This window comes from Salinicola sp. V024, assembly GCF_052645315.1.
Window position 1 is genome coordinate 39,558 of sequence record NZ_JBQXYB010000017.1, and the last position, 21,530, is coordinate 61,087.

The window sequence follows — 21,530 nt, forward strand, 5'->3', positions numbered from 1 at the left end:
ATAGCTGCGGGCTTCGAACAGCCGCGGCTTCGACCAGGTGTTCGCAGGCGCCGGCCCGGCCCGAGTGGCGGATCGCCATGGGCAGTGGCATCATGCCATGAGTTGTCAAAAGATCGTCATGGTCCCCAGAAACAGCGAGGTAGTGCACGCTAATGTTTGAGAAGATCGAGCGGGTCCCCGGAGACGCCATCCTTGGACTGATCGAAGCTTACAATCAGGATTCCAATCCGCAGAAGGTCGATCTCGGGGTCGGCGTCTATCGGGATCCCGATGGTCACACCCCGATCATGCGCGCGGTGAAACAGGCTGAGGCGCGCCTGCTGAAGAGCGAGACGACCAAGAGCTATATCGGCTCTCACGGTGATCCGCGCTACGGCAAGGCGATTCTGCCCCTGGTGCTGGGTGCCGGCTCACCGGTGCTGGCCGCCAACCGCGCCAGTGCCACCCAGTCACCGGGCGGCACTGGCGCGCTGCGTCTGGCGGCGGATTTCATCCGTACCCAGCTGCCGGGCAAGAGCGTGTGGCTCTCCAACCCGACCTGGCCCAATCACATCGGCATCTTCGAAGGCGCCGAGATTCCGATCCAGCGCTATCCCTACGTCGATGAAGATAACCGTCTCGACTTCGACGGCATGCTGACGGCGCTCAAGCAGATTCCGCAGGGCGATGTCGTGCTGCTCCACGCTTGTTGCCACAACCCGTCCGGCTTCGATCTGAATCAGGATCAATGGCGTCAGGTGCTGGCCGTTGTTCAGGAGCGAAAGCTGCTGCCGCTGGTCGACTTCGCCTACCAGGGTTTCGGTGACGGTCTGGATGTCGACGCTTTCGGCGCCCGCCTGCTGGCCGAAAATCTCGACGAAATGCTGATCACCAGCTCCTGCTCGAAGAATTTCGGTCTTTACCGCGAGCGCACTGGCTGCCTGATCGTGATTGCCAAGACCGCCGAGCAGATGGAAAACGTTCGTTCCCAGATGGCGATCGTCGCGCGCGAAAACTACTCCACGCCACCGTCTCACGGCGCTGCCATCGTGGTCGACATCCTCGAGTCAGAGGAACTGACCCAGCTCTGGAAAAGCGAACTGACCGAGATGTGCGATCGCATCAATACGCTGCGTCGCGATCTGGTCGATTCGCTCAAACCCTACGGGCTCGATCAGCGCTTCGCTCACGTGGCCGAGCAGCGCGGCATGTTCTCCTACACCGGCCTCTCCACCGAGCAGGTCAAGCGTCTGCGCGACGAGTTCAGCATCTATATGGTTGGCTCGGGCCGGGCTAACGTTGCCGGCTTCACTGGCGAGAACCTGCCCTACGTGGCCAAGGCGATCGCAGCGGTGGTCGACTGAACCTGATCCGACGCGGAAATAACGTGGCAGATCGAAAAAATCCCGGCCTAGGCCGGGATTTTTTTGCGTCATACCGCCATCGATGTCTCGTACGTTAATGGCATGACGTCGTGAGCGTGATGGCTGGCGAGCATCAGTCGGTCAGCGTATCGGCGCCCATCGCCTGCTCGAACCGCTCTCGCGTGACACCGCCCGCTTTGGAATCACCGAGCTGCTGAAACATCGTCTGCTGATTGGCGCTGACGGCTTCTTCCTCGTCGATCACGCCATCACCATCGACATCGAGCTGGTCGAAGCTCAGCGCGTTGGGTCGCTGATCGACCGGCGTCTGGGCGCCGCCATCGGTGAAGCCGGCGTTCTCTCGCCCCACGCCCCCGGACTTCTCGATCGAGTCGTGATCGACCTGCGACGCATTGGCCGGTGCTTGAGGCTCGTCGCTATCCTGCTGAACGGCGAGGCTGGAATCATTGGCACCGCCTCCACTTTCCTGCTCCTGCTCCTGCTCCTGCTCCTGCTCCTGCTCCTGCTTCTGGCTCTGGGCCTGAGCCCAGACCGGCAATGTCAGGCCGCCGGCCAGCAAACCCACACACAGGCAAGACGCCAGTCGCCTACCCATCGTTCGCGTACGCATCGCGTTTCCTCTTGAGACGGTAACGCTCCTGAGACCCACGGAAGTGGCAAAAATTCAGGCGTCACTCATCCCATTTCGGTGCGAACGAAGGATTGGCCTGGCGGTCGCCCCGATCGAGACGGTCGATCTGCTCGATCTCGTCGTCGCTGAGACGAATGTCGATCGCCTCGAGGTTCGACTTCTGATTGGCCGGTTTGGTCGAGGACGGAATCACGATGATATCCCGCGCCGCGATCCAGGCCAGGGCGATTTGCGCCGGAGAGGCGTCATGGGCCTCGGCGATGCGCTTGAGCACGGGATCGTCCATCACCTTGCCCACCGCCAGCGGCATGTAGGCGGTCACGTCCAGGCCTTTCGCCTGACAGTGTTCGACCAGCTTTCGATTGGCCAGAAACGGATGCACCTCGATCTGATTGGTAACGATGTTCTCGCCGCCCGGCAGGCTGAGAGCTTCATCGATCTGGGCAACGGTGAAGTTGGAAACTCCGATATATCGCGTGAGGCCGCGGGCTCGAACGGCATCGAGCGCGGCGACGGTATTGGCCATCGGCACCTCGTCGTCGGGTGACGGCCAGTGAATCAGAACCAGATCGAGCTGCTTGAGACCGAAGTTCTCCAGACTCTCCTCGACGGCAGCGGTCAACGCCTTCGGCTCGAGCTTGTCCCACCAGATCTTGGTCGTGATGAACAGCTCGTCCCGAGCAATGCTGCTTTGCCGAATCGCCTTGCCCACGGCGACTTCGTTTTCGTACATCTGAGCGCTGTCGAGGTGGCGATAGCCGAGCTCGAGCGCCGAGGTCACCGAATCGATCACCGCCTGTTCCTTGAGGCGATAGGTTCCCAGGCCGGGTTGCGGCAGAATATGACGTGCCATGAACATTCTCCTTGGATTCAAGATCGATGGAACCGAACGACGACTGAAGAAGTGCAGACGAAAAACGACGTCTTCAAGCCCCACCCGCTCTCCATGCTAGACTGAAGTTCGACTTCCTGCCCGGATCGAGGCATGCCAGAAACTCAGCCGTCATCTACCGATCGCCACCGCTCGGCGCTTCCCGATAAAGATCGCTCCGCTCCGGGTCAACCCGGTACTCGGCAAGTCAACGTCGTACTCGTCGGCAACGGTGATTGCCATCTTCACATTGCCGCCCATGTCCAACGTCTCGCTCGGCAAGGCGCCAACGTGACACTGGTGACGCGGCAGGACTTCGCCTTCCCCGATTGGCTCGGTGGCATGCTCGGCGGCGAGTGGCAGCTCGATGATGTCCGCCTGCCCGCGGCTCGTATCGCCGTCCACGGTGGCATCCATCTCGTGGCGGAAGTGCTGGAAGTCGATCGGCAGCATCGCCGGATCACGCTCGATGATGGTCGTCAGCTCGACTATGACTGGCTATCGGTCGATCTTCCCCCGGTCGTCGACGAACATGCCATTCCCGGCTTCTACACCGCCAAGGGTGTGTTCACCGCCTCGGCCGACGATCTGTGGTCGTTACGCCAGCGACTGGAAACGCAACTTGCCGATGCGGCAGCCGATCTGCCCAGCGTTGCCGTCATCGGTGACGGCCCGGCCGGTGTCGAACTCGCGGCCAACCTGCTGGCGCTGGGCGAGCGCTACGGCCGCCGGCTGCCGGTCACGCTGATCGACAACGACCGTCGCCCGATCCCCGGCGCCTGCCGACGCGCCAACCGCTGGCTGATGCAACGGCTCCTTCGTCGAGGGCTGCGTCTGGAATTGGTAGCAACGGCGACCCGCTATGATCGCAATCAGTTGATTCTGGACGACGGCAGCGCGGTCGATGCCGACCTGCTGCTGGTGACCGATCATCTACGACCGTCGCCGGCGCTGGCATTGTTCAACCTGACCCGCGATGAGAGCGGCGGGTTTGCCGTCGATACGAGGCTGCGCAGCCAACAGGACCCATGCCTGTTTCTGGCGAGAGAGAATCCCGCCGGACTCGCCGAGATGCCGACGGCGCGAGAGCGTGCCGCCCTGCTGCTGGAATCCCTGAGTCAAGCGATCAGCGGGGAAGCCCGCACGCTTCACTATGATCAGTTCGAACGCTGGAAAGCGCTTAATCTGGGTGACCTGCGAGATATCGCCTGGCGCGGTTCGCTGTGGTGTCGCGGTCGCTGGGTTCGGCGCTGGAAGCATCGCCGCGACCGCCGGGAAGTGATGCGCTATCTGGGGAACGCGTGAAGGCAGCGCTCGAAATGGGTATGGATATTCAGAATAAAGCCATCGAAGAATCGATGGCTAAGGCAGCGCTAGTTACCCAACACATTGGTTGTCGCTTTCTTTGACGCTTTTGCAGCCTTCTTCTCTTTCGCTGTCAGTAGAGGTTTCTTCTTGGCGTTTTTCTTGCTGTCCTGTCCTTTACTCATGACCTATTCCTCACAAACCTACAGCCAATGTTGCCAGCCCGACTGCTGGGCTACGAACTGATTCATCAGACGGTCAAGCTGACGCGACAACCAGTATGGCCCTATGCACGATCAATAGACAGAGATGGTAATACAGAGAAATAGCCCGCCGGCTGTCGACGTCCAGAAATGACAAAGCCCAGAAACGACAAAGCCCCAGCGAAAACGCCAGAGCTTCGTCTGCAATCTGAACCCCGCCTTTACGGGCTTTGCCCAGGTCAGTAACGGCTTGCCGAAGGCCACGGGTCGAAGACGCCGGGTCGAACCCGAGCCGACAGCTACAGCAGCTTCAGACCCCGTTCGAGATCGGCCTTGAGATCATCCAGCGTTTCCAGCCCGACCGCGATGCGGATCAAGCCGTCACGGATACCGGCGGAGGCGCGCTGTTCGTCGGTGAGACGGCCATGGGTGGTCGTGCCGGGATGAGTGATCGTCGTCTTGACATCGCCCAGATTGCCGGTAATCGACATCACGCGCGTATTGTCGATGACCTTCCATGCGGCCTCCTGGCCGCCCTTCACCTCGATGCCCATGACGGCGCCGAATCCCTTCTGCTGACGCTTGGCCAATGCGTGCTGGGGATGGCTCTCGAGGCCGCTGTAATAGACACGCTCGATGGCAGGTTGGGATTCGAGCCATTGGGCAAATGCCAGCGCATTGCGACTATGGGCATCCATGCGCAGGCTGAGCGTTTCCAGGCCCTTGAGAAATATCCAGGCGTTGAACGGACTCATGCACGGACCACAGGTGCGCACCACGCCGTAAAGCTGCTCGAGCTCGGCGTTGCGACCCACCACGGCGCCGCCGATCGCCCGCCCCTGACCATCGAGATACTTGGTGGCGGAGTGAATGACCAAATCGGCCCCCAGATCCAGCGGCCGCTGCAACACGGGGGTCAGGAAGCAATTGTCGATCGCAAGCCAAGCGTCGTGTCGATGCGCCAGCTCGGCCAGCGCCGCGACATCGACCAGCTCGTTGAGCGGATTGGAAGGCGTCTCGGCGAACAGCAGCCGGGTATTGGGCGTGATCGCGGCTTCCCATTGCGCCAGATCGTTCAACTCGACATAGCGCGGCACGACGCCGAACTTGGCCAGATACTTGTCGAAAAGGGCAATGGTCGAACCGAACACCGAACGCGAGACGATCACCTCGTCGCCGGCTTTCAGCAGTGCCAGCACCGTGGAGAGAATCGCCGCCATCCCCGAGCTGGTGGCAACGCAACGTTCGCCGCCCTCGAGGGCAGCCAGACGCTGCTCGAAGTTGCGCACCGTCGGGTTGGTGAAGCGCGAGTAGACGTTGCCGGGCTCCTCGCCCCTGAACTTGCGCGCCGCTTCCGCCGCGCTGCCGTAGACGAAGCTGGAAGTCGGGAAGATAGGCTCGCCGTGCTCCTGCTCGTGGGTACGCTCATGCCCCGCGCGAATGGCCAGCGTCTCAAGGCCTAATGTTTCCGAGCCCGGCGTTTCCAACCCCGGCGTGAGATCGTCGTCAAAACTCATCCAGCAGCTCCCGAAAAGACAGGACCCGGTGAAGGTATCACCGGGCCGAAAGGTTCAATCGTCTGGGCTATCAGTCGTCTTCACTATCATTGTGCAAATCGACGACGGCGTTGAGGCTCTCGCGACCGGACTTGGCGGCGTCGTTTCGTGCCGTTTCCAGCGCCGCCAGATAGGCATCGTCGACATCGCCGGTGACGTAGTTGCCGTCGAACACCGAACAGTCGAAATCGTCGAGCGCCGGATTGACCTCGCGGCAGGCCGCCTTGAGATCCTCCAGATCCTGATAGATCAACCGATCGGCGCCGATCAGCTCACCGACTTCGGCATCGGTGCGCCCGTGAGCGACCAGTTCGGTGGCCACCGGCATGTCGATACCATAGACGTTGGGATAGCGCACCGCCGGTGCCGCCGAGGCGAAATAGACCTTGTTGGCGCCGGCATCGCGCGCCATCTGGATGATCTGCTTGCAGGTCGTCCCGCGCACGATCGAGTCGTCCACCAGCATCACGTTCTTGCCGGCGAACTCGCTGGCAATGGCGTTGAGCTTCTGGCGGACCGACTTCTTGCGCTGGGTCTGGCCCGGCATAATGAACGTCCGGCCGATATAGCGATTCTTCATGAAGCCTTCGCGGAAGGTCACGCCGATATGCTGGGCCAGCTCCAGTGCCGTGGTCCGCGAGGTATCGGGGATCGGGATCACCACGTCGATGTCGTGATCCGGCCATTCGCGCTGGATGCGATCGCCCAGCTTGCGGCCCATCTGCATCCGGGTGCCGTAAACATAGGCACCGTCGAGCATGGAATCGGGCCGCGCCAGATAGACGTGCTCGAAGATACACGGCGTCAGACGTGACTTCTCGGCACACAGCTGGGTATGGATATTGTTATCCATGTCGACGAAGATCGCCTCGCCCGGCGCCAGATCCCGCACCAGTTCGAAGCCGGCCACGTCGAGCGCCACCGATTCGGAGGCGATCATCACGTCCTGGCCCTCCGCGGTCTCACGGGTGCCGTAGACCACCGGGCGGATACCATGCGGATCACGGAACGCCACCAGGCCGAAGCCGTTGATGATCGACACGGCAGCGTAGCCGCCACTGCAACGACGGTGGACACGCCGAACGGCATCGAAGATGTCTTCCGGCGTCAATGTCACGCCCTGCTTGCCCAACTCATGGGCAAACACGTTGAGCAGCACCTCGGAATCGGAGCTGGTGTTGATATGACGCAGGTCCGAGGAGAACAGCTCCTGCTTGAGCTGGTCGGAGTTGGTCAGATTGCCGTTGTGGGCCAACGTGATGCCGTAGGGGGAATTGACGTAGAACGGCTGGGATTCGGCCTCGCTCGCCGTTCCGGCGGTCGGGTAGCGCACATGGCCGATACCCAAATGGCCCTGCAGACGCTTCATGTGACGCGTATGAAACACGTCACGCACCAGCCCGTTGTTCTTGCGCAGCAAAAAGCGACCCTCATCCCAGGTCATCATGCCGGCGGCATCCTGTCCGCGGTGCTGCAAAACCGTCAACGCGTCATAGATCAACTGATTGACCGCTTCATTGGCCATGAGGCCTACGATACCGCACATGCCGCCTTACCTCGCTTGGTCGCGCCCCTTTCAGGGAGCCGGTTTCTCGGCCGGAACAGGAACGTCAATCGTCACGCCTTTCCCGTCCCGACTGTATGAAGAGCTGGATGAAGAGTTGTATGAAGAGCTGTGTGAAGGTCTGGGTAAAGCGCTGTCGCTTCCCGGCAGCGTCATCGGCAACTGCCGCATGGCGTCCTCGGCGGCCGTGGCATCGACATCCCAACTCTGCAACTGCACGACCGCCCATTCGCGTAGCGATTCGAACGACGGTCGCAACTGCGCCTGTTGCCACGCCCCCAGCTGCGTCAGCGGTGTCAGCCCGATGACCACCGTGACGATAATCAGAATCGCCGCACCGCGAGCCAGACCGAAGATCGCCCCGGCCACGCGGTTGAAAAAGCCCATGCCGACCCATTCGATCGCCGCATTGAGCAGCCGGATGATGAAACCGCAGATCATCACCACGATGAAGATGACCAGCACGAACCCCAGTACCAGTCGCGCATCGGGATGCGAGATGTAGGGTTCCAGCAGATCGGCGATCGGTTTGGCGAAGACCCGTGCCGCGAGCAGCGCCACGATCCAGGCACCAAGTCCCAACGCCTCCCTCACCAAGCCGCGCATGAAACCTGCCAGCATCGATACCGTCAATACCAGCAGGAAGGCATAATCGAGCCAGGTCAATGTCATCAGCTACCCGGTTTGCGGATCAGCAGCCCTTGGATGTTGGCCGCCTGCTTGAGCTCGGCGCGAGCTTTCTCGCCCGCGTCCGACGACTCGAAAGGCCCGACGTACACCGTGGTCAGATTATTGTCCCGGGGCTGCGAATAGGCCGTAAAGCCCTGATCCTTGAGCTTCGCCGCCAGTCGTGTGGCGTTGCCGGACTGGCCGAAACTGCCGACCTGTACCACCCAGCCGCCGTCGCTGCTCGCCGAAGTACGTTCCGGCGTAGATGCCTGCTGCGTCGAAGGCTGCTGCGTCGAGGCCGGTTTGCTCGGTTCCGGTTCGGGCTGCGCCTGCTCGGCCTGCGCGATATCAGCGATCGGGTCGTCCGAACTACCGCTGCCGGTGGCAGCATTGCCCTGGCCGAACGAATCTTCGCTACCGGCATTCAACTGGCTGCGAGTATCCGGCTCGGGCACCGGGTTGCTGCCGATACGGTCATCGCTGGAATTCCTGCTGGCGCTGTCCGGATTACCAGAACCCTGGCTACCCGAGCTCTGGCTACCCGAGCCTTGGCTACCACCGTCGGCGACCGAGGTCGGAGGCTGTGGCGACTCGATGATGCGCTGACGCGTTTCTCCGCCACCGACCGGCTGCTCGATGACCATGACGGGCCCGGGCTCCTGCTGACGCGGCTCGGGGTCATCGAACAGCATCGGCAGAAAAATGGCCCCCAATGCGACGAGTATGACCGCGCCGCTGATACGTTCACGCCATCCATATTTCATAGGACCTGGACCTCCTTGATAGCACCTGGAACTCCTTAGACAGGCTTCGACAGCCAGTGATCGACTTCAACGCCATTCGTCATCCCGTGGCGTCTGGAACGCTTCGAGCGCGCCAGCGACGGTCAGAAACGAACCGCATACTAACACTTCTTCATCGGGGGCAAGCCGAGATACCAACCAGTCGACGGCCGCTGCCGGGGACGAGGCCGGTGACAACGCCTGCGCGCCCCCGCAAGCGATGATTTCAGCCAGCTCCTCGCCTGAACGACCCCGCGGTCCCGGCAGTCCCACCGGCAGCCACACATCGATCACGGGTTGCAGTGCTTCGATCAGCGCTTCGGCGTCCTTGTCCTTGAGCACACCTAGCAGGCCGATACGCCGCGTCGGCTGCGGACGCCGCGCGAGGCGCGAGGCCACATATCGAGCTGCGTGAGGATTATGGGCCACGTCGAAGCACCAAGTCCCTTGCCACTGCAGCCTGCCAGCCAGCCCAACACCGGACATCGCCATTCGGGACTCGGCAGTCCGCGGCGTCACACCGCAGAGGTCCAGGGCCTGAAGCGCGACTGCGGCATTGTCGAGCGGCAGGCCGGGATCGGGCAAGCTATCGAGGTGATAGCGATCGCCCGAACCCGCTCGGCCCTGCCAGCGCCACGTCCCATCGCCGCCCTCGACATGATCGAAATCCCGGCCGAGCCAGTAATCGTTCACGGTCAGCACATCGATCCGCTGCGAAATACTGGCGGGCAAGTCACGGCTACCGAGCACCGCCGGCTTCGACTGCCGCAGAATGCCGGCTTTCTCGAAGCCGATTCCGTCAAGATCGGTGCCGAGGAAATCCGCATGATCCTGAGCAATGGTAGTGATGACGGCGACATCGCTATCGATGACGTTGACCGCATCCAGGCGCCCGCCAAGTCCGACTTCGAGAATGGCGAGATCGGGACGGGCCTTACTGATCGCCACCAGCGCTGCCAGCGTGCCCGCTTCGAAATAGGTCAGACTGATGGGCTCGCCGGCCAGGCGTGCCGTCTCGACACGTTCGAAGCCGTCGATCAGGGTGGCGTCATCGGCCGCCACGCCGTCGAAACAGAGACGCTCGTTGTAGCGCAGCAGATGAGGCGAGGTATAGCTGGCCGTGGTCAGGCCGTGCGCCCGCGCCAGCCGTTCGAGCATGGCCACGGTGGAACCCTTGCCGTTGGTTCCGGCAACGGCCACCACGCGCTGTGCGATCGGCCGGTCGCTCAAACCCAGCCGGGCGGCGACGACCGCCACCCGCTCGAGCCCCATATCGATGGCGACGGGATGCTGACGCTCAAGACGCGTCAGCCAGTCGTTGAGGGTGGCGCTCATTAATGAAGAGCCCTTAACGCGGTGCCTGGGAAGTTTTCGGTTCTTCGCTCAGCGGCGAGAAGTCCGGCGATTCTTCTGCCGCCTGACCGATCGCGGGCTGATGCGTCAGCTTGCGCAGAATGCTGCCCAGCCGCTCACGCAGCTCGGTCCGCGAAACGATCATGTCGACGGTGCCGTGCTCGAGCAGAAATTCACTGCGCTGGAAGCCTTCCGGCAACGTTTCGCGTACGGTCTGCTCGATGACGCGTGGACCGGCAAAACCGATCAGCGCGTTGGGTTCCGCCACGTTGAGATCGCCCAGCATCGCCAGCGAGGCCGAGACACCGCCGAAGACCGGATCCGTCAGCACGGAGATGTAGGGCACACCCGCCAGCTTGAGCTTCTCCAGCGCCGCGGAGGTCTTGGCCATCTGCATCAGCGAGAACAGCGCTTCCTGCATGCGCGCGCCACCGGAGGCGGCAAAGCAGACCAGCGGGATCTCGTTCTCGAGCGCCAGCGTGGCGGCGCGCACGAACTTCTCGCCGACAACGGCGCCCATGGAACCGCCCATGAACGAGAACTCGAACGCCACCGCGACGACAGGCAGGCCATCGAGCGTGCCGCGCATGGCGATCAGTGCATCGTTTTCGTCGGTCGCTTTCTGGGCCGAGGTCAGGCGATCCTTGTACTTCTTGGAATCGCGGAACTTGAGTCGATCGTTCGGCTGAAGATCGCCCGCGATCTCTTCACGCCCTTCGGCATCAAGGAACCAGTTGAGGCGCTTGCGCGCTGTCAGCCGCAGATGATGCTGACACTTGGGGCAAACGTTTTGGTGCTTTTCCAGCTCGGGGAGATAGAGCACCGCTTCACAGTTCGGGCACTTGCGCCACAGGCCGTCCGGCACGCTGGCGCGGCGGTCGTTGCGCTGGGTGCGGCTCATCGACGGGACGATCTTGTCTAGCCAGCTCATGTCAGGAACGATTCCCTATTTGCCAAAAGAGAAAGTGGTAACCAAAGCCATCACGAAAACGGCTGTCACGCAGACTTCGAATACCGAATGATATCAAATCGACGGCGTCGGCTCAGTGGGCCGCCTCACGGTCGAGCGCTTCGCGCATTTCGCCGAGAATCGACTTCAGCGCGGCGGGTATCGACGCCGGGTCATCGGCGCGCTCGGCGATGCGGCCAACCAGCGCGCTACCCACGATCACACCGTCGGCAACCCGGCCGATGGCCGCCGCGGTGGCGCCGTCGCGAATGCCGAAACCGACGCATAGCGGCAGCTCGGTGACGCGACGAAGCTTTGCCAGCTGCTCGCCGACGGCGTCGGCATCCAGCGTGGCGGCTCCGGTCACACCCTTGAGCGATACGTAGTAGAGATAGCCTTCGCCATGCTCGCAGATCGCCTTGGCTCGCGCGTCGGAGGTCGTCGGCGCCAGCAGGAAAATCGACTGCAGCCCGTGTTCGGCGAACAGCGCGGCGTTGTCGCCAGCCTCTTCAGGCGGCATGTCGACAACCAGTACGCCGTCGACGCCGGAAGCCTGAGCCTGACGCGTGAAGACGTCGTAGCCCATTCGCTCGATGGGATTGAGATACCCCATCAGCACCACCGGCGTGTCATCGTCGCGCTGGCGAAACTCGGCGACCATCTCCAGCACGTGCTGCAGTCGCGTACCGTGCTTGAGCGCTCTCTCGCAGGCCTTCTGGATCACCGGGCCGTCGGCCATCGGATCGGAGAACGGTACGCCGAGCTCGATCACATCGGCACCGGCTTCCACGCAGGCGTGCATGAAATCGACCGTGTGCGCGGGCGCCGGGTCGCCAGCGGTGATATAGGGAATGAGCGCCGTGCGACCCTGGGCCTTGAGCGCCGCGAAACGCCGGTCGATGCGGTTGGATACGGTTCGATTCATGTCGACCCCAGTCAAAATTCGATGCCGTCGAGCTTGGCGACGGTGTGAATATCCTTGTCGCCACGGCCGGAAAGGTTGACGACGATATGCTGGTCCGGCGACATCTCCCCCGCCAGCTTCTTGGCGTGTGCCAGGGCATGCGCGGATTCCAGAGCCGGCATGATGCCCTCGACCAGCGTCAACTCGCGGAACGCCGCCAGCACCTCGTTGTCGTCCGCCGCCACGTAACGGACGCGGCCGACATCCTTCCACAGCGCGTGCTCGGGGCCGACGCCGGGGTAATCCAGGCCGGCGGAGATCGACTGCGTATCGGCGACCTGGCCACCTTCGTCGGACATCAGGTAGGTCCGGTTGCCGTGCAGCACGCCGCGCGGCGCATTGGCGGTCAACGGCGCGGCGTGGCGTCCGGTGGCAACGCCTTCACCGCCGGCCTCGACGCCGTACATGGTGACATCGTCATCCTCGACGAACGGGTAAAACAGCCCCATGGCATTGGAACCGCCACCGACGCAGGCCACCAGCGCGTCCGGCAGCCGGCCGATCTGTTCCAGCGATTGCTGGCGCGCTTCGCGGCCGACGATTGCGCTGAAGTCACGCACCAGCATCGGATACGGATGCGGCCCCGCCACCGTGCCGATGATATAGAAGGTATCGTCGACGTTGGTCACCCAATCCCGCAGCGCCTCGTTCATCGCATCCTTGAGCGTGCGCGAGCCGGACTCCACCGGCTCCACCTTGGCGCCCAGCAGATGCATGCGGTAGACGTTGAGCTTCTGACGCTCGACGTCTTCGGCGCCCATGTAGATTTCGCACTTCAGCCCCAGCCGCGCGGCGACCGTGGCCGTGGCGACGCCATGCTGGCCGGCGCCGGTCTCGGCGATCACTCGGGGCTTGCCGGACTTCTTGGCCAGCAGGGCCTGACCGATGGTGTTGTTCACCTTGTGCGCGCCGGTGTGATTCAGATCTTCGCGCTTGAGCCAGATCTGGGCGCCGCCGATCTCGCGAGACCAGCGCTCGGCGTGATAGAGCGGCGACGGCCGGCCGACGTAATGCTTCAGATCACGGTCGAACTCGGCCTGGAATTCGGGATCGTCCTTGAGGCTCGCGTAGATGGTCTCGAGCTCTTCGAGGGCGAAACTCAGGGTCTCGGAAACGAAGCGGCCACCGTAAGGGCCGAAGTGGCCGCGAGCGTCCGGAAGTTGCGTCAAGTCGTGGAATCGGCTCACGAAGGGACCCTCATGATGTGGCGGATGAATGGGGAGCAAGGGAGTCGGCCGCGGACGGCGGCCCCGCGAGTGAGGCATTGACTGCCTGCACCCGTTCGCAGAAGGCGCGGACCCGCAGCGGATCCTTGATGCCTTTCTGGGTTGTCGCGGCGTGAACGGCATCGTTGGCGTGGGCCGCAGCGGTCACGTCATGGGGCTCTGCGGCACCCAACGCCTCGACCCCGCCGGAAACATCGACCGCATAGGGTCGTACCTGCGCCACCGCGTCGGCAACGTTGTCCGGCGTCAACCCCCCAGCGAGGATAACAGGTTTTGCCAGATCGCCGGGGATGCGGCGCCAGTCGAACGTCTCGCCTGTGCCACCCGGAACGCCGGGGCGATAGGCATCGAGCAACAGGGCGCCGGCGCCGGCATAGGTTGCCGCCGCGGCGTGGAGATCGAGCTCGTCACGCATGCGTAGCGCCTTGATCCAGGGCTTGCCGAAGCGCGCGCAGAAGTCTGGCGATTCGTCGCCATGAAACTGCAGCAGATCGAGATATGGCAGGCAGACCTCGACATCCGCAACGCTCGGGTCGACGAACAGACCTACACGCGTCACGAATGGCGACACCGTAGCACTCAGTGTCGCCAGCGTATCGGTACCGATCGCCCGCGCGCTGCCGTCCCACATCACGAAACCCAGCGCATCGGCCCCGGCGGCGACGGCCACGGCGATGTCTTCGCGGCGGGTCATGCCGCATATCTTGATTCTGACCGGGTTCATGAAGAAACCTCCAGATCCGCCTGGGGATGGTGGTCGACGACCCGCCCCTGGTCATCGATCCACTTCGGCCACACCCGCCGGCGGCGCATCAGCGGGGTGTCGGGTATCTCGCCACGTTCGCCGGTCCACTCACCCAGGAAGGCCAGCAGATTCGGCCCCACCGGTTCTTCCGGCAGCTCGAAGCGCCCATCGTAGCGTACATCGACGAAATGCAGCCCGCAGGCCGGCGCGGTGACATCGCCACGCCTGCGATCCCGCAGCGCCAACAGGCGTGCCGGATAGTCCTCGTCCTGGTCGCCACGGCCGACCGCCACCAGCACGCCGGCAAGGTTGCGAATCATGTGGTGAAGAAATGCGTTGGCCTGGACGTCGATCATCACCAGCGGCCCGAAACGACGGACGTCAATGAAATGTAGATGACGAATGGGAACGTTCGACTGACAGCTGGCCGCCCGGTAGCTCGAGAAATCGTGCTCGCCGATCAGCGCCTGGGCGGCTCGATGCATGCGATCGGCATCCAGCGGCTCGCGACACCAGGTGACGTTGTGACGCTCCATGACCGGTCGCGTCGGCTGGTTGAGAATGACGTAGCGGTAACGCCTGGCCAGTGCCGAGAACCGCGAATGAAAGTCGTCGGCAACCGGGGTCAACCAGCGCACTGCGATATCCCGCGGCAACTTGGCATTGGCACCGTAGAGCCACGCTTTTTGGGACCGCAGCACCGGCGCATCGAAGTGAACGATCTGACGCGTGGCATGGACGCCGCTATCGGTTCGCCCGCTGCAGAGAACACGCACCGGCGCGTCGGCGATCTTGCTCAATGCGGTCTCGAGCGCGCCCTGCACCGATGCGGCGTGGCGCAAGCGCTGCCAGCCGCAGTAATGCGTGCCATCGTACTCGACGCCAAGGGCCATGCGGCCGCTCAGTGGCTGGTTGTCGTCCTGCCGGGAGAAAAACGCCATCGAAACCTGCGCAGCCCAAAGTCGTTAGGGGCGCTCATTATCCCGATGCGACGACTGGAATTCCAGCGCCTCGACGTCCCACTCTGCGGGAACGTCGCGCAGTTCACCCGAAGGTTTGTCGGTCGGAGGCCTCGAAACCGCCCCGTGCGCGCCGTGTGCACCGCCGTCGCGACCCGCGTTCCAGGACGCGTGACCGTCGAGCGGTGCGGCATGCGGGCCGTCGTCAACGCTCTCCATTTCAACGGGCTCGAGAGAGAGCGCCGAAAAATCGAGGGTCGACCGTGGCGACGCCTCGTCCGCCACTGCGGATGCCCCCTCCCGGGCGGTAGATGAACCGGAAGTAGATGGCAGTACTCCGTCGTCGTCGGTGACGTCCAACTCCAGCGTCGGCGCTTGGTAATCGATACTCGGAGCCGTCAACGACGTTTCCGCCATCTCCGGCGCGCGTGACCAATCATCGTCGAACAGCCCTGACATCGACTTCTGCCGATCATCGCGGGCCGGAAGTCGAAAATCGGCGGCGTGCATCTCGGGTGACGCGGCCTGGGACTCGAACAGCGCATCGACATCTCGCGCGTTGCCGCTCCAGACATGACGGTTGCCGAACTCGTTCCTGTTCGCGTTCTTGCCCTCGCCCGAGTTCTCGCCAGCGTGCCTCTCCTCGGCCTCACCTTCGGCCTCACCTTCGGCGTCGACTGCCGTCGCTTCCTGCCAGCTCTCCTCGACGTATCGCGCGCGGTAATCGTCGACCAACGCCTGCCCTTCGCGACGCTGCTCCAGCGAAGCGTTATCGCCGAAGCCGGCTAGCGTCTCATCCAACGCCTCCATCTCCCGCAGTTCGCCCAGCGCTCTCAACAGCCCCAGACGGAGATTCGCATCTTCGGACTGCGCCAGCTGCCGCTGGAGCCAGTCGCGCGCTTCCGCATGACGGCCGTAGGCCATGTAGATATCGGCCTGACTGATCGAGGCGGAATCGGCATCGCCGGCGACGGGACGGCGCGACGCAGCTGCCGGCTTCGACACCGTCTCGGCCGCTGACGTCTTGGACGCTGGCGTCGCCGATGACAAGGATGATGATGACAAGGACGATGATGTTTCGACGTGGCTGGCGCGTTGACGGCGGCGTTGCCAGGCCCATAACCCCAGCAACAGGATCAATATTGCACCGCCGATCCAGTCGAGATTTTCCAGCAGACGCCGCGACCATGATGATGACGGCGGCGCCCCCGGGGTCGCCGCCGCGGCATCGGCAACGACTGCCGATGTCGCCACCTTGACCATCGTGTCCTTGACGCTTTGTCGATCAGAGGGCGACTCATCAGAGCCAGATCCACCGACGCCCGATTGGTCAGATCTTGCCACGTCGGCCGCCGCCGGTGGCGTACCAACGTCGGCCAGTGCGCCCTGCAGCGCGTCGCGCTCGGCCTGTAAGCTGGCGATCGTCGCGCGCTGACGCTCGGTTTCGGCGTCAAGGTCGGATACATGCTGCTGCAGCATCGCGAGCCGCGCCGAGAGCTGCGAGCCGGATGAGTCACTGGCCGCGGACGAGATCGCCGTGTCGGATGTCGCCGAAGTCGCCCCCTGACCCACGATGTCGATGAGCGGCCTGCTGTCTTCGGTTCTCGACAGCCCGGCGAGGGTCGCGGCGGCGTCGCGCCGAGACATTGCGGCGACGTCGTCGGACGCCGGCACGTCGAGACTGACCCCCGCTCGCAATCGATCGATGTCACCCTGAACGAAAGCCGAAGGGTTGGACTGGAACAGCGCCACCATCAGCGACTGACGGCTCACGCCGGGCTTCGGCAGCAGCGAGGCCGCCAACGTCGACAGTGAGTCTCCGGGGCGAACGGTCACCTGCCCGGGCCAAGCCGACGATCCGCGCCGGGCCTCCCCTGGAGACCTATTCCCGGTAACGGCGACCGATACCGGCATGACATCGGTCGCCAACGATGCAACCGCCTGGCGGCGTGGCGAGTGGCTGCGATCGCCCTCGATCAAGGGCGGAGTACTGGCGTAATCGACCGGGTCGAACAGCAGTGAAATCTCCCGCTGCCACTCTCCCGCCGGCCAGGTGACGACCAACAGCAGATCGAGAAAGGGTTCCTTGACGCGGCGCGGGCTCTCCAGCACCACGCTGAGCGCCCTGCCTTCTCGCACGACCTTGGCCGACACCGTATCCGTCAACGCACTTCGGGTCAGCCCGGCCTGGCGATAGGCGGCATCGTCGGCGATCGTCACCGATATCTGCGACGCTTCGATGCCGCTGCCATCGGTCAGCGGCAGCACGACATGCAATGGCCGATTGAGCGGCGAAAGCTGTTGCGGTTCACCGACGCCGAGCGCCTGAACCGACGACGCCAGCGTCAAACAGAGCCAGCCAACCACGAATGTGAGCCATTGCCGCATGTCGTTTCCCGCCCTCGCAGTGGAGTCCGTATCGACTCCCTCATCGGCAAGCGCTCAGTAAACTTTAACATTGCGTAACAATATGGTGCAGTCGGCCGTCCCGAACGCCAAGGGCCGGCATAAAGCGCAAAAAGCCCTGCCAGCTTGGCTGGCAGGGCTTTGCTGACAGGGCTTGGCTGGCAGGGCTTGGCGAAACTCGAATGATGCTCAGGCGCGTTCGCGCAGAATCTTGAGCATCCGCTTGAGCGGCTCGGCAGCGCCCCACAACAGCTGGTCGCCAACGCTGAACGCGGTCAGGTACTCACCGCCCATGGCGAGCTTGCGCAGACGCCCCACCGGGATGGTCAAGGTGCCGCTGACCGCCGCCGGGGTCAGCTGCTCGAGGGTCGCGTCCTTCTCGTTGGGCACGACCTGGACCCAGTCATTGTGCTTGGCCAGCCGGTCCTCGATCTCGTCGATTGGCACATCCTGCCTGAGCTTGATGGTGAAGGCCTGACTGTGCGAGCGCATCGCGCCGATTCGCACGCAAAGCCCGTCGATGGGGATCGGGTTGGCACCGGTGGCGAGAATCTTGTTGGTCTCGACGCCACCTTTCCACTCTTCCTTGCTCTGGCCGTTATCCATCGCCTTGTCGATCCACGGCAACAGGCTGCCGGCCAGCGGCGCGCCGAAGTTATCGACCGGGAACTGACTCCCGCGCATGTTGGCGGTGACATCGCGGTCGATATCCAGAATCGCGCTGGACGGCGTCGCCAGATCCTTGGCGACCGCCGAATGCAACGCACCCATCTGTCCGATCAGTTCGCGCATATGCTTGGCGCCGGAACCCGAAGCGGCCTGATAGGTCATCGAGGTCATCCACTCGATCATGTTGGCCTCGAACAACCCACCCAGGCCCATCAGCATCAGGCTGACCGTGCAGTTGCCGCCGACGAAGGTTCTGGCGCCCTTGGCCAACTGCGCGTCGATGACGTGACGGTTGACGGGGTCGAGCACGATGGTCGCCTCGTCAGCCATGCGCAGCGTGCTCGCCGCGTCGATCCAGTAGCCTTTCCAGCCGGCCTCGCGCAGCGGCTTGTAGACCGCGCCAGTGTAGTCGCCGCCCTGACAGGTGACGATCACGTCCATCGCCTTGAGCGATTCGATATCGTTGGCGTCCTTCAATGCCGGTACGTCGACGCCGATGCTCGGCCCGGCCTGGCCGGCCTGGGAGGTGGAGAAGAACACCGGCTCGATCCCGGCGAAATCGTTGTCGTCCAGCATGCGCTGCATCAGCACGGAACCGACCATCCCGCGCCAGCCGACGAATCCGACTTTCAACATAGTTGGCGTACCCCGAAGCGTTTTTGAATGTCCTGAATCGACACGACGACCCGTTCGAGTCGTCGCATCCTGTCAATCTTGAAAGCGCATTATAGCGCATCGGCCACGAAGTTCCGTCCGACAGCGACGCGCTCAGGCCTCGGCGAATGCCGCCAGTACCGCATCCCCCATTTCGCTGGTGGAAACCTGGCGGGTGCCCGGATAGGCGATATCCGCGGTGCGCAGGCCCTGATCCAGCACCTGACCGACGGCACGCTCGATGCGCTCGGCAAGCTGAGGCTCCCCCAGCGAATAACGCAGCATCATCGCCACCGACAGAATCGTCGCCAGCGGATTGGCCAGGCCCTGACCGGCGATATCCGGCGCGCTGCCGTGGCACGGTTCGTACATGCCCTGCTGACGCTCGTTGAGCGACGCCGATGGCAGCATGCCGATCGAACCGGTGAGCATGGCGGCGGCGTCGGAGAGAATGTCGCCGAACATGTTGCCGGTGACCACCACGTCGAACTGCTTGGGCGCGCGCACCAGCTGCATGGCGGCGTTGTCGACGTACATGTGCGACAGCTCGACGTCGGGATATTCCGGCGCCAAGCGGTTCATCACTTCGCGCCAAAGAATGGTGACTTCGAGCACGTTGGCCTTGTCCACCGAGCAGAGCTTCTTGCCACGCTTCTGCGCCATCTCGAAGGCGACGCGACCGATACGCTCGATCTCGGACTCTGAATAGACGTAGGTGTTGAAGCCGACGCGCTCGCCGTTACGCTCCTCGATGCCGCGCGGCTGGCCGAAGTAGATACCGCCGGTGAGCTCGCGCACGATCATGATATCGAGCCCGGAAACCACTTCCGGCTTCAGCGTCGAGGCTTCGGCCAACTGCGGATAGAGCAGCGCCGGGCGCAGATTGCCGAACAGATTGAGATTCTTGCGCAGCCCCAGCAACCCTTTCTCCGGGCGCTTGCTCAAATCTTCCAGCGTGTCCCATTTCGGCCCGCCGACGGCGCCGAGCAGGATCGCGTCCGCCGCCTTGGCTTTGGCTAGCGTCGACTCGGGCAACGGATCGCCCTCGGCATCAAAGCCGGCACCGCCGACCAGCGCCTCTTCCAGCTCGGCGTCCAGCCCGGCTTCGCGGCAGGCATTCAGAATCTTGACCGCCTCGGCGGTGATTTCCGGGCCGATACCGTCACCGGGCAACACCAGAATCTTCTTACTCATGCATTGTCCTCAAGCGTGTTCCTTGATTTGTCACTTCGTGGCCCACAGCACCAGCATATCCGTGGTGAAGGAGCCGTCATCGCTGATCTCGAAGGCATCGCGCACTTCCTGACCGACATCGCGCTGCAGGTGGCGAATGGCATCGCGCATCACATCCGGGGTACGCATGCGCTCGATCCAGGTCTCGAAATCCAGGCGCAGGCGCTGGCGCGAGCTGGACGTCATCACCAGCCCCGCTTCACCGACCATCTGCGCCCATTCGCTCGGGGCGTAGTCGCGCACATGACTGGTGTCGCGCAGCATCTCGACAGTCTGCAGGAAGCTGTCGAACAGCGGCTGCTCGGACGCCGAGACGTCGATGAATGCCGCCAGCCCACCCGGCTTCAACACCCGTCTCGCTTCGCGCAGCGCCAGCCCGACGTCGCGCCAGTGGTGTGCGGAGAAGCGGCTGCAAACCACGTCGAAACTGTCGTCCGCGAACGGCAGCGACTCGGCGATGCCCTGCACCGTGCGGATATTGGTGAATCCACGCTCGATGGCCGCTTCGCCGACCACCTTGAGCATCCGCGGCGACAGGTCGTAGGCCACGACCTCCGCCGCCAGATCCGAAAGCTGGAAGCTGACATGACCGGCACCGCAGCCGAGATCCAGCACGCGAGTCGCATCGACTGGCGCGTCGAGCTGGCCGATGCGTTCGCGAAGCTGCGCGAACTCTTCACCCTGGGCATGCACCTGACTCGACAGGTAAGCCGCAGCCTGGCCTCCGAACTGGCGCTCGACCACGGCGCTGTGGTCGCCGTGCCCTTTCACGTCAGGCATCCCGGAACAACCAGGGGTTCGCCGGACGATGGCGGCTCTCGAAATCGCGAATGGCCCCGGACTGCTCGAGGGTCAGGCCGATGTCGTCGAGCCCTTCCAGCAGGCAGTGCTTGCGGAACGCATCGACCTCGAACGGAATCGCCTCGCCGCTCGGCGTGGTGATTGTCTGCCCCTCGAGATCGATATCCAGGCGATAGCCTTCCACGGCTTCGGTCTCCTGGAACAGCCGATCGACAGTGGTCTCGTCGAGAGCGATCAACAGGATCCCGTTCTTGAACGAGTTGTTGTAGAAGATGTCGGCAAAGCTCGGCGCGATCACCACGCGGAAACCGAAATCATCCAGCGCCCAGGGCGCATGCTCGCGCGAGCTGCCGCAACCGAAATTGCGCCGCGCCAGCAGCACCTGCGCATCGCGATAGCGCGACTGGTTGAGCACGAAGTCCGGATTGAGCGGACGGCCCGTGGCGTCCTGGCCGGGGTACCCTTCGTCGAGATAGCGCAGCTCATCGAACAGGTTGGGGCCGAAGCCGGTGCGCTTGATCGACTTCAGAAACTGTTTGGGAATGATCAAATCGGTATCGACATTGGCGCGATCGAGCGGTGCGACCAGGCCCTGCAGGCGTTCGAACTTTTTCATTGTCTGGCCT

Annotated in this window: 19 protein-coding genes; 2 read left to right on the forward strand and 17 right to left on the reverse strand. The window is 63.2% G+C overall.

Features of this window, described 5'->3' with window-relative positions; all coding sequences use genetic code 11:
- The first annotated feature begins 152 nt into the window (after positions 1-152).
- Positions 153-1,343 (forward strand): amino acid aminotransferase, encoded by a 1,191-nt coding sequence (locus ACUN9V_RS18275; RefSeq protein WP_445512406.1) that lies wholly within the window; start codon positions 153-155, stop codon positions 1,341-1,343.
- Positions 1,344-1,476: 133 nt separating this feature from the next.
- Here the strand turns inward: ACUN9V_RS18275 and ACUN9V_RS18280 are convergent, their stop codons facing one another.
- Together ACUN9V_RS18280 and dkgB are read right to left on the reverse strand one after the other, a co-directional pair.
- Positions 1,477-1,974, reverse strand: a complete 498-nt coding sequence (locus tag ACUN9V_RS18280; protein ID WP_445512407.1) for a hypothetical protein — start codon at positions 1,972-1,974, stop codon at positions 1,477-1,479.
- Positions 1,975-2,035: 61 nt separating this feature from the next.
- A complete protein-coding gene (dkgB, locus tag ACUN9V_RS18285; RefSeq protein ID WP_445512408.1) occupies positions 2,036-2,848 on the reverse strand; it encodes a 2,5-didehydrogluconate reductase DkgB in 813 nt (270 codons plus the stop codon).
- Positions 2,849-2,980: 132 nt separating this feature from the next.
- Between dkgB and ACUN9V_RS18290 the strand changes: the two genes are divergently transcribed.
- Complete coding sequence (locus ACUN9V_RS18290) at positions 2,981-4,171, forward strand: NAD(P)/FAD-dependent oxidoreductase (RefSeq protein ID WP_445512409.1); 1,191 nt, start codon at positions 2,981-2,983, stop codon at positions 4,169-4,171.
- A 502-nt stretch (positions 4,172-4,673) separates the two neighbouring features.
- Here ACUN9V_RS18290 and ACUN9V_RS18295 read toward each other — a convergent pair.
- The 15 genes from ACUN9V_RS18295 to leuD form a co-directional block, all read right to left on the reverse strand.
- Entirely contained in the window at positions 4,674-5,891 is a 1,218-nt protein-coding gene (locus ACUN9V_RS18295; RefSeq protein WP_445512410.1) for an O-succinylhomoserine sulfhydrylase, read from the reverse strand.
- A gap of 70 nt (positions 5,892-5,961) precedes the next feature.
- The gene (purF, locus tag ACUN9V_RS18300; protein WP_445512411.1) at positions 5,962-7,476 is read right to left on the reverse strand and encodes an amidophosphoribosyltransferase; all 1,515 of its coding nucleotides are present in this window, start codon (positions 7,474-7,476) and stop codon (positions 5,962-5,964) included.
- Between the two features lie 30 nt (positions 7,477-7,506).
- Entirely contained in the window at positions 7,507-8,166 is a 660-nt protein-coding gene (locus ACUN9V_RS18305; protein ID WP_439285187.1) for a CvpA family protein, read from the reverse strand.
- A complete protein-coding gene (locus ACUN9V_RS18310) occupies positions 8,166-8,927 on the reverse strand; it encodes an SPOR domain-containing protein (RefSeq protein WP_445512412.1) in 762 nt (253 codons plus the stop codon). The genes ACUN9V_RS18305 and ACUN9V_RS18310 overlap by 1 nt, the downstream gene beginning before the upstream one ends.
- 66 nt (positions 8,928-8,993) lie before the next feature.
- The gene (locus tag ACUN9V_RS18315; RefSeq protein ID WP_445512413.1) at positions 8,994-10,280 is read right to left on the reverse strand and encodes a bifunctional folylpolyglutamate synthase/dihydrofolate synthase; all 1,287 of its coding nucleotides are present in this window, start codon (positions 10,278-10,280) and stop codon (positions 8,994-8,996) included.
- Positions 10,281-10,293: 13 nt separating this feature from the next.
- Positions 10,294-11,229, reverse strand: coding sequence for an acetyl-CoA carboxylase, carboxyltransferase subunit beta (accD, locus tag ACUN9V_RS18320; RefSeq protein WP_445512414.1), 936 nt, complete (start codon positions 11,227-11,229; stop codon positions 10,294-10,296).
- Positions 11,230-11,341: 112 nt separating this feature from the next.
- Positions 11,342-12,172 (reverse strand): tryptophan synthase subunit alpha, encoded by an 831-nt coding sequence (gene trpA / locus ACUN9V_RS18325; RefSeq protein ID WP_110693741.1) that lies wholly within the window; start codon positions 12,170-12,172, stop codon positions 11,342-11,344.
- Between the two features lie 11 nt (positions 12,173-12,183).
- On the reverse strand, positions 12,184-13,398 hold the full coding sequence (gene trpB / locus ACUN9V_RS18330; protein WP_445512415.1) for a tryptophan synthase subunit beta: 1,215 nt from the start codon (positions 13,396-13,398) through the stop codon (positions 12,184-12,186).
- 10 nt (positions 13,399-13,408) lie between these two features.
- On the reverse strand, positions 13,409-14,161 hold the full coding sequence (locus ACUN9V_RS18335; protein ID WP_445512416.1) for a phosphoribosylanthranilate isomerase: 753 nt from the start codon (positions 14,159-14,161) through the stop codon (positions 13,409-13,411).
- Positions 14,158-15,123, reverse strand: coding sequence for a tRNA pseudouridine(38-40) synthase TruA (gene truA, locus ACUN9V_RS18340; protein WP_445512417.1), 966 nt, complete (start codon positions 15,121-15,123; stop codon positions 14,158-14,160). The genes ACUN9V_RS18335 and truA overlap by 4 nt, the downstream gene beginning before the upstream one ends.
- A 24-nt stretch (positions 15,124-15,147) precedes the next feature.
- On the reverse strand, positions 15,148-17,529 hold the full coding sequence (locus ACUN9V_RS18345; protein ID WP_445512418.1) for a type IV pilus assembly protein FimV: 2,382 nt from the start codon (positions 17,527-17,529) through the stop codon (positions 15,148-15,150).
- Positions 17,530-17,736: 207 nt separating this feature from the next.
- On the reverse strand, positions 17,737-18,852 hold the full coding sequence (gene asd / locus ACUN9V_RS18350; protein WP_439303674.1) for an aspartate-semialdehyde dehydrogenase: 1,116 nt from the start codon (positions 18,850-18,852) through the stop codon (positions 17,737-17,739).
- Between the two features lie 132 nt (positions 18,853-18,984).
- Entirely contained in the window at positions 18,985-20,064 is a 1,080-nt protein-coding gene (gene leuB / locus ACUN9V_RS18355) for a 3-isopropylmalate dehydrogenase (protein ID WP_439285169.1), read from the reverse strand.
- A gap of 30 nt (positions 20,065-20,094) precedes the next feature.
- Positions 20,095-20,874, reverse strand: coding sequence for a class I SAM-dependent methyltransferase (locus ACUN9V_RS18360; RefSeq protein ID WP_445512419.1), 780 nt, complete (start codon positions 20,872-20,874; stop codon positions 20,095-20,097).
- A 1-nt stretch (position 20,875) separates the two neighbouring features.
- Complete coding sequence (leuD, locus tag ACUN9V_RS18365; protein ID WP_445512420.1) at positions 20,876-21,520, reverse strand: 3-isopropylmalate dehydratase small subunit; 645 nt, start codon at positions 21,518-21,520, stop codon at positions 20,876-20,878.
- Positions 21,521-21,530: the final 10 nt, after the last annotated feature.

Bases quoted from the DNA above. Each gene is read 5' to 3' on its own strand.
- ACUN9V_RS18275 (WP_445512406.1), top strand. From the start codon at position 153: ATGTTTGAGAAGATCGAGCGGGTCCCCGGAGACGCCATCCTTGGACTG.
- ACUN9V_RS18280 (WP_445512407.1), bottom strand. From the start codon at position 1,974: ATGCGTACGCGAACGATGGGTAGGCGACTGGCGTCTTGCCTGTGTGTG.
- dkgB (WP_445512408.1), bottom strand. From the start codon at position 2,848: ATGGCACGTCATATTCTGCCGCAACCCGGCCTGGGAACCTATCGCCTC.
- ACUN9V_RS18290 (WP_445512409.1), top strand. From the start codon at position 2,981: ATGCCAGAAACTCAGCCGTCATCTACCGATCGCCACCGCTCGGCGCTT.
- ACUN9V_RS18295 (WP_445512410.1), bottom strand. From the start codon at position 5,891: ATGAGTTTTGACGACGATCTCACGCCGGGGTTGGAAACGCCGGGCTCG.
- purF (WP_445512411.1), bottom strand. From the start codon at position 7,476: ATGTGCGGTATCGTAGGCCTCATGGCCAATGAAGCGGTCAATCAGTTG.
- ACUN9V_RS18305 (WP_439285187.1), bottom strand. From the start codon at position 8,166: ATGACATTGACCTGGCTCGATTATGCCTTCCTGCTGGTATTGACGGTA.
- ACUN9V_RS18310 (WP_445512412.1), bottom strand. From the start codon at position 8,927: ATGAAATATGGATGGCGTGAACGTATCAGCGGCGCGGTCATACTCGTC.
- ACUN9V_RS18315 (WP_445512413.1), bottom strand. From the start codon at position 10,280: ATGAGCGCCACCCTCAACGACTGGCTGACGCGTCTTGAGCGTCAGCAT.
- accD (WP_445512414.1), bottom strand. From the start codon at position 11,229: ATGAGCTGGCTAGACAAGATCGTCCCGTCGATGAGCCGCACCCAGCGC.
- trpA (WP_110693741.1), bottom strand. From the start codon at position 12,172: ATGAATCGAACCGTATCCAACCGCATCGACCGGCGTTTCGCGGCGCTC.
- ACUN9V_RS18335 (WP_445512416.1), bottom strand. From the start codon at position 14,161: ATGAACCCGGTCAGAATCAAGATATGCGGCATGACCCGCCGCGAAGAC.
- truA (WP_445512417.1), bottom strand. From the start codon at position 15,123: ATGGCGTTTTTCTCCCGGCAGGACGACAACCAGCCACTGAGCGGCCGC.
- ACUN9V_RS18345 (WP_445512418.1), bottom strand. From the start codon at position 17,529: ATGCGGCAATGGCTCACATTCGTGGTTGGCTGGCTCTGTTTGACGCTG.
- asd (WP_439303674.1), bottom strand. From the start codon at position 18,852: ATGTTGAAAGTCGGATTCGTCGGCTGGCGCGGGATGGTCGGTTCCGTG.
- leuB (WP_439285169.1), bottom strand. From the start codon at position 20,064: ATGAGTAAGAAGATTCTGGTGTTGCCCGGTGACGGTATCGGCCCGGAA.
- leuD (WP_445512420.1), bottom strand. From the start codon at position 21,520: ATGAAAAAGTTCGAACGCCTGCAGGGCCTGGTCGCACCGCTCGATCGC.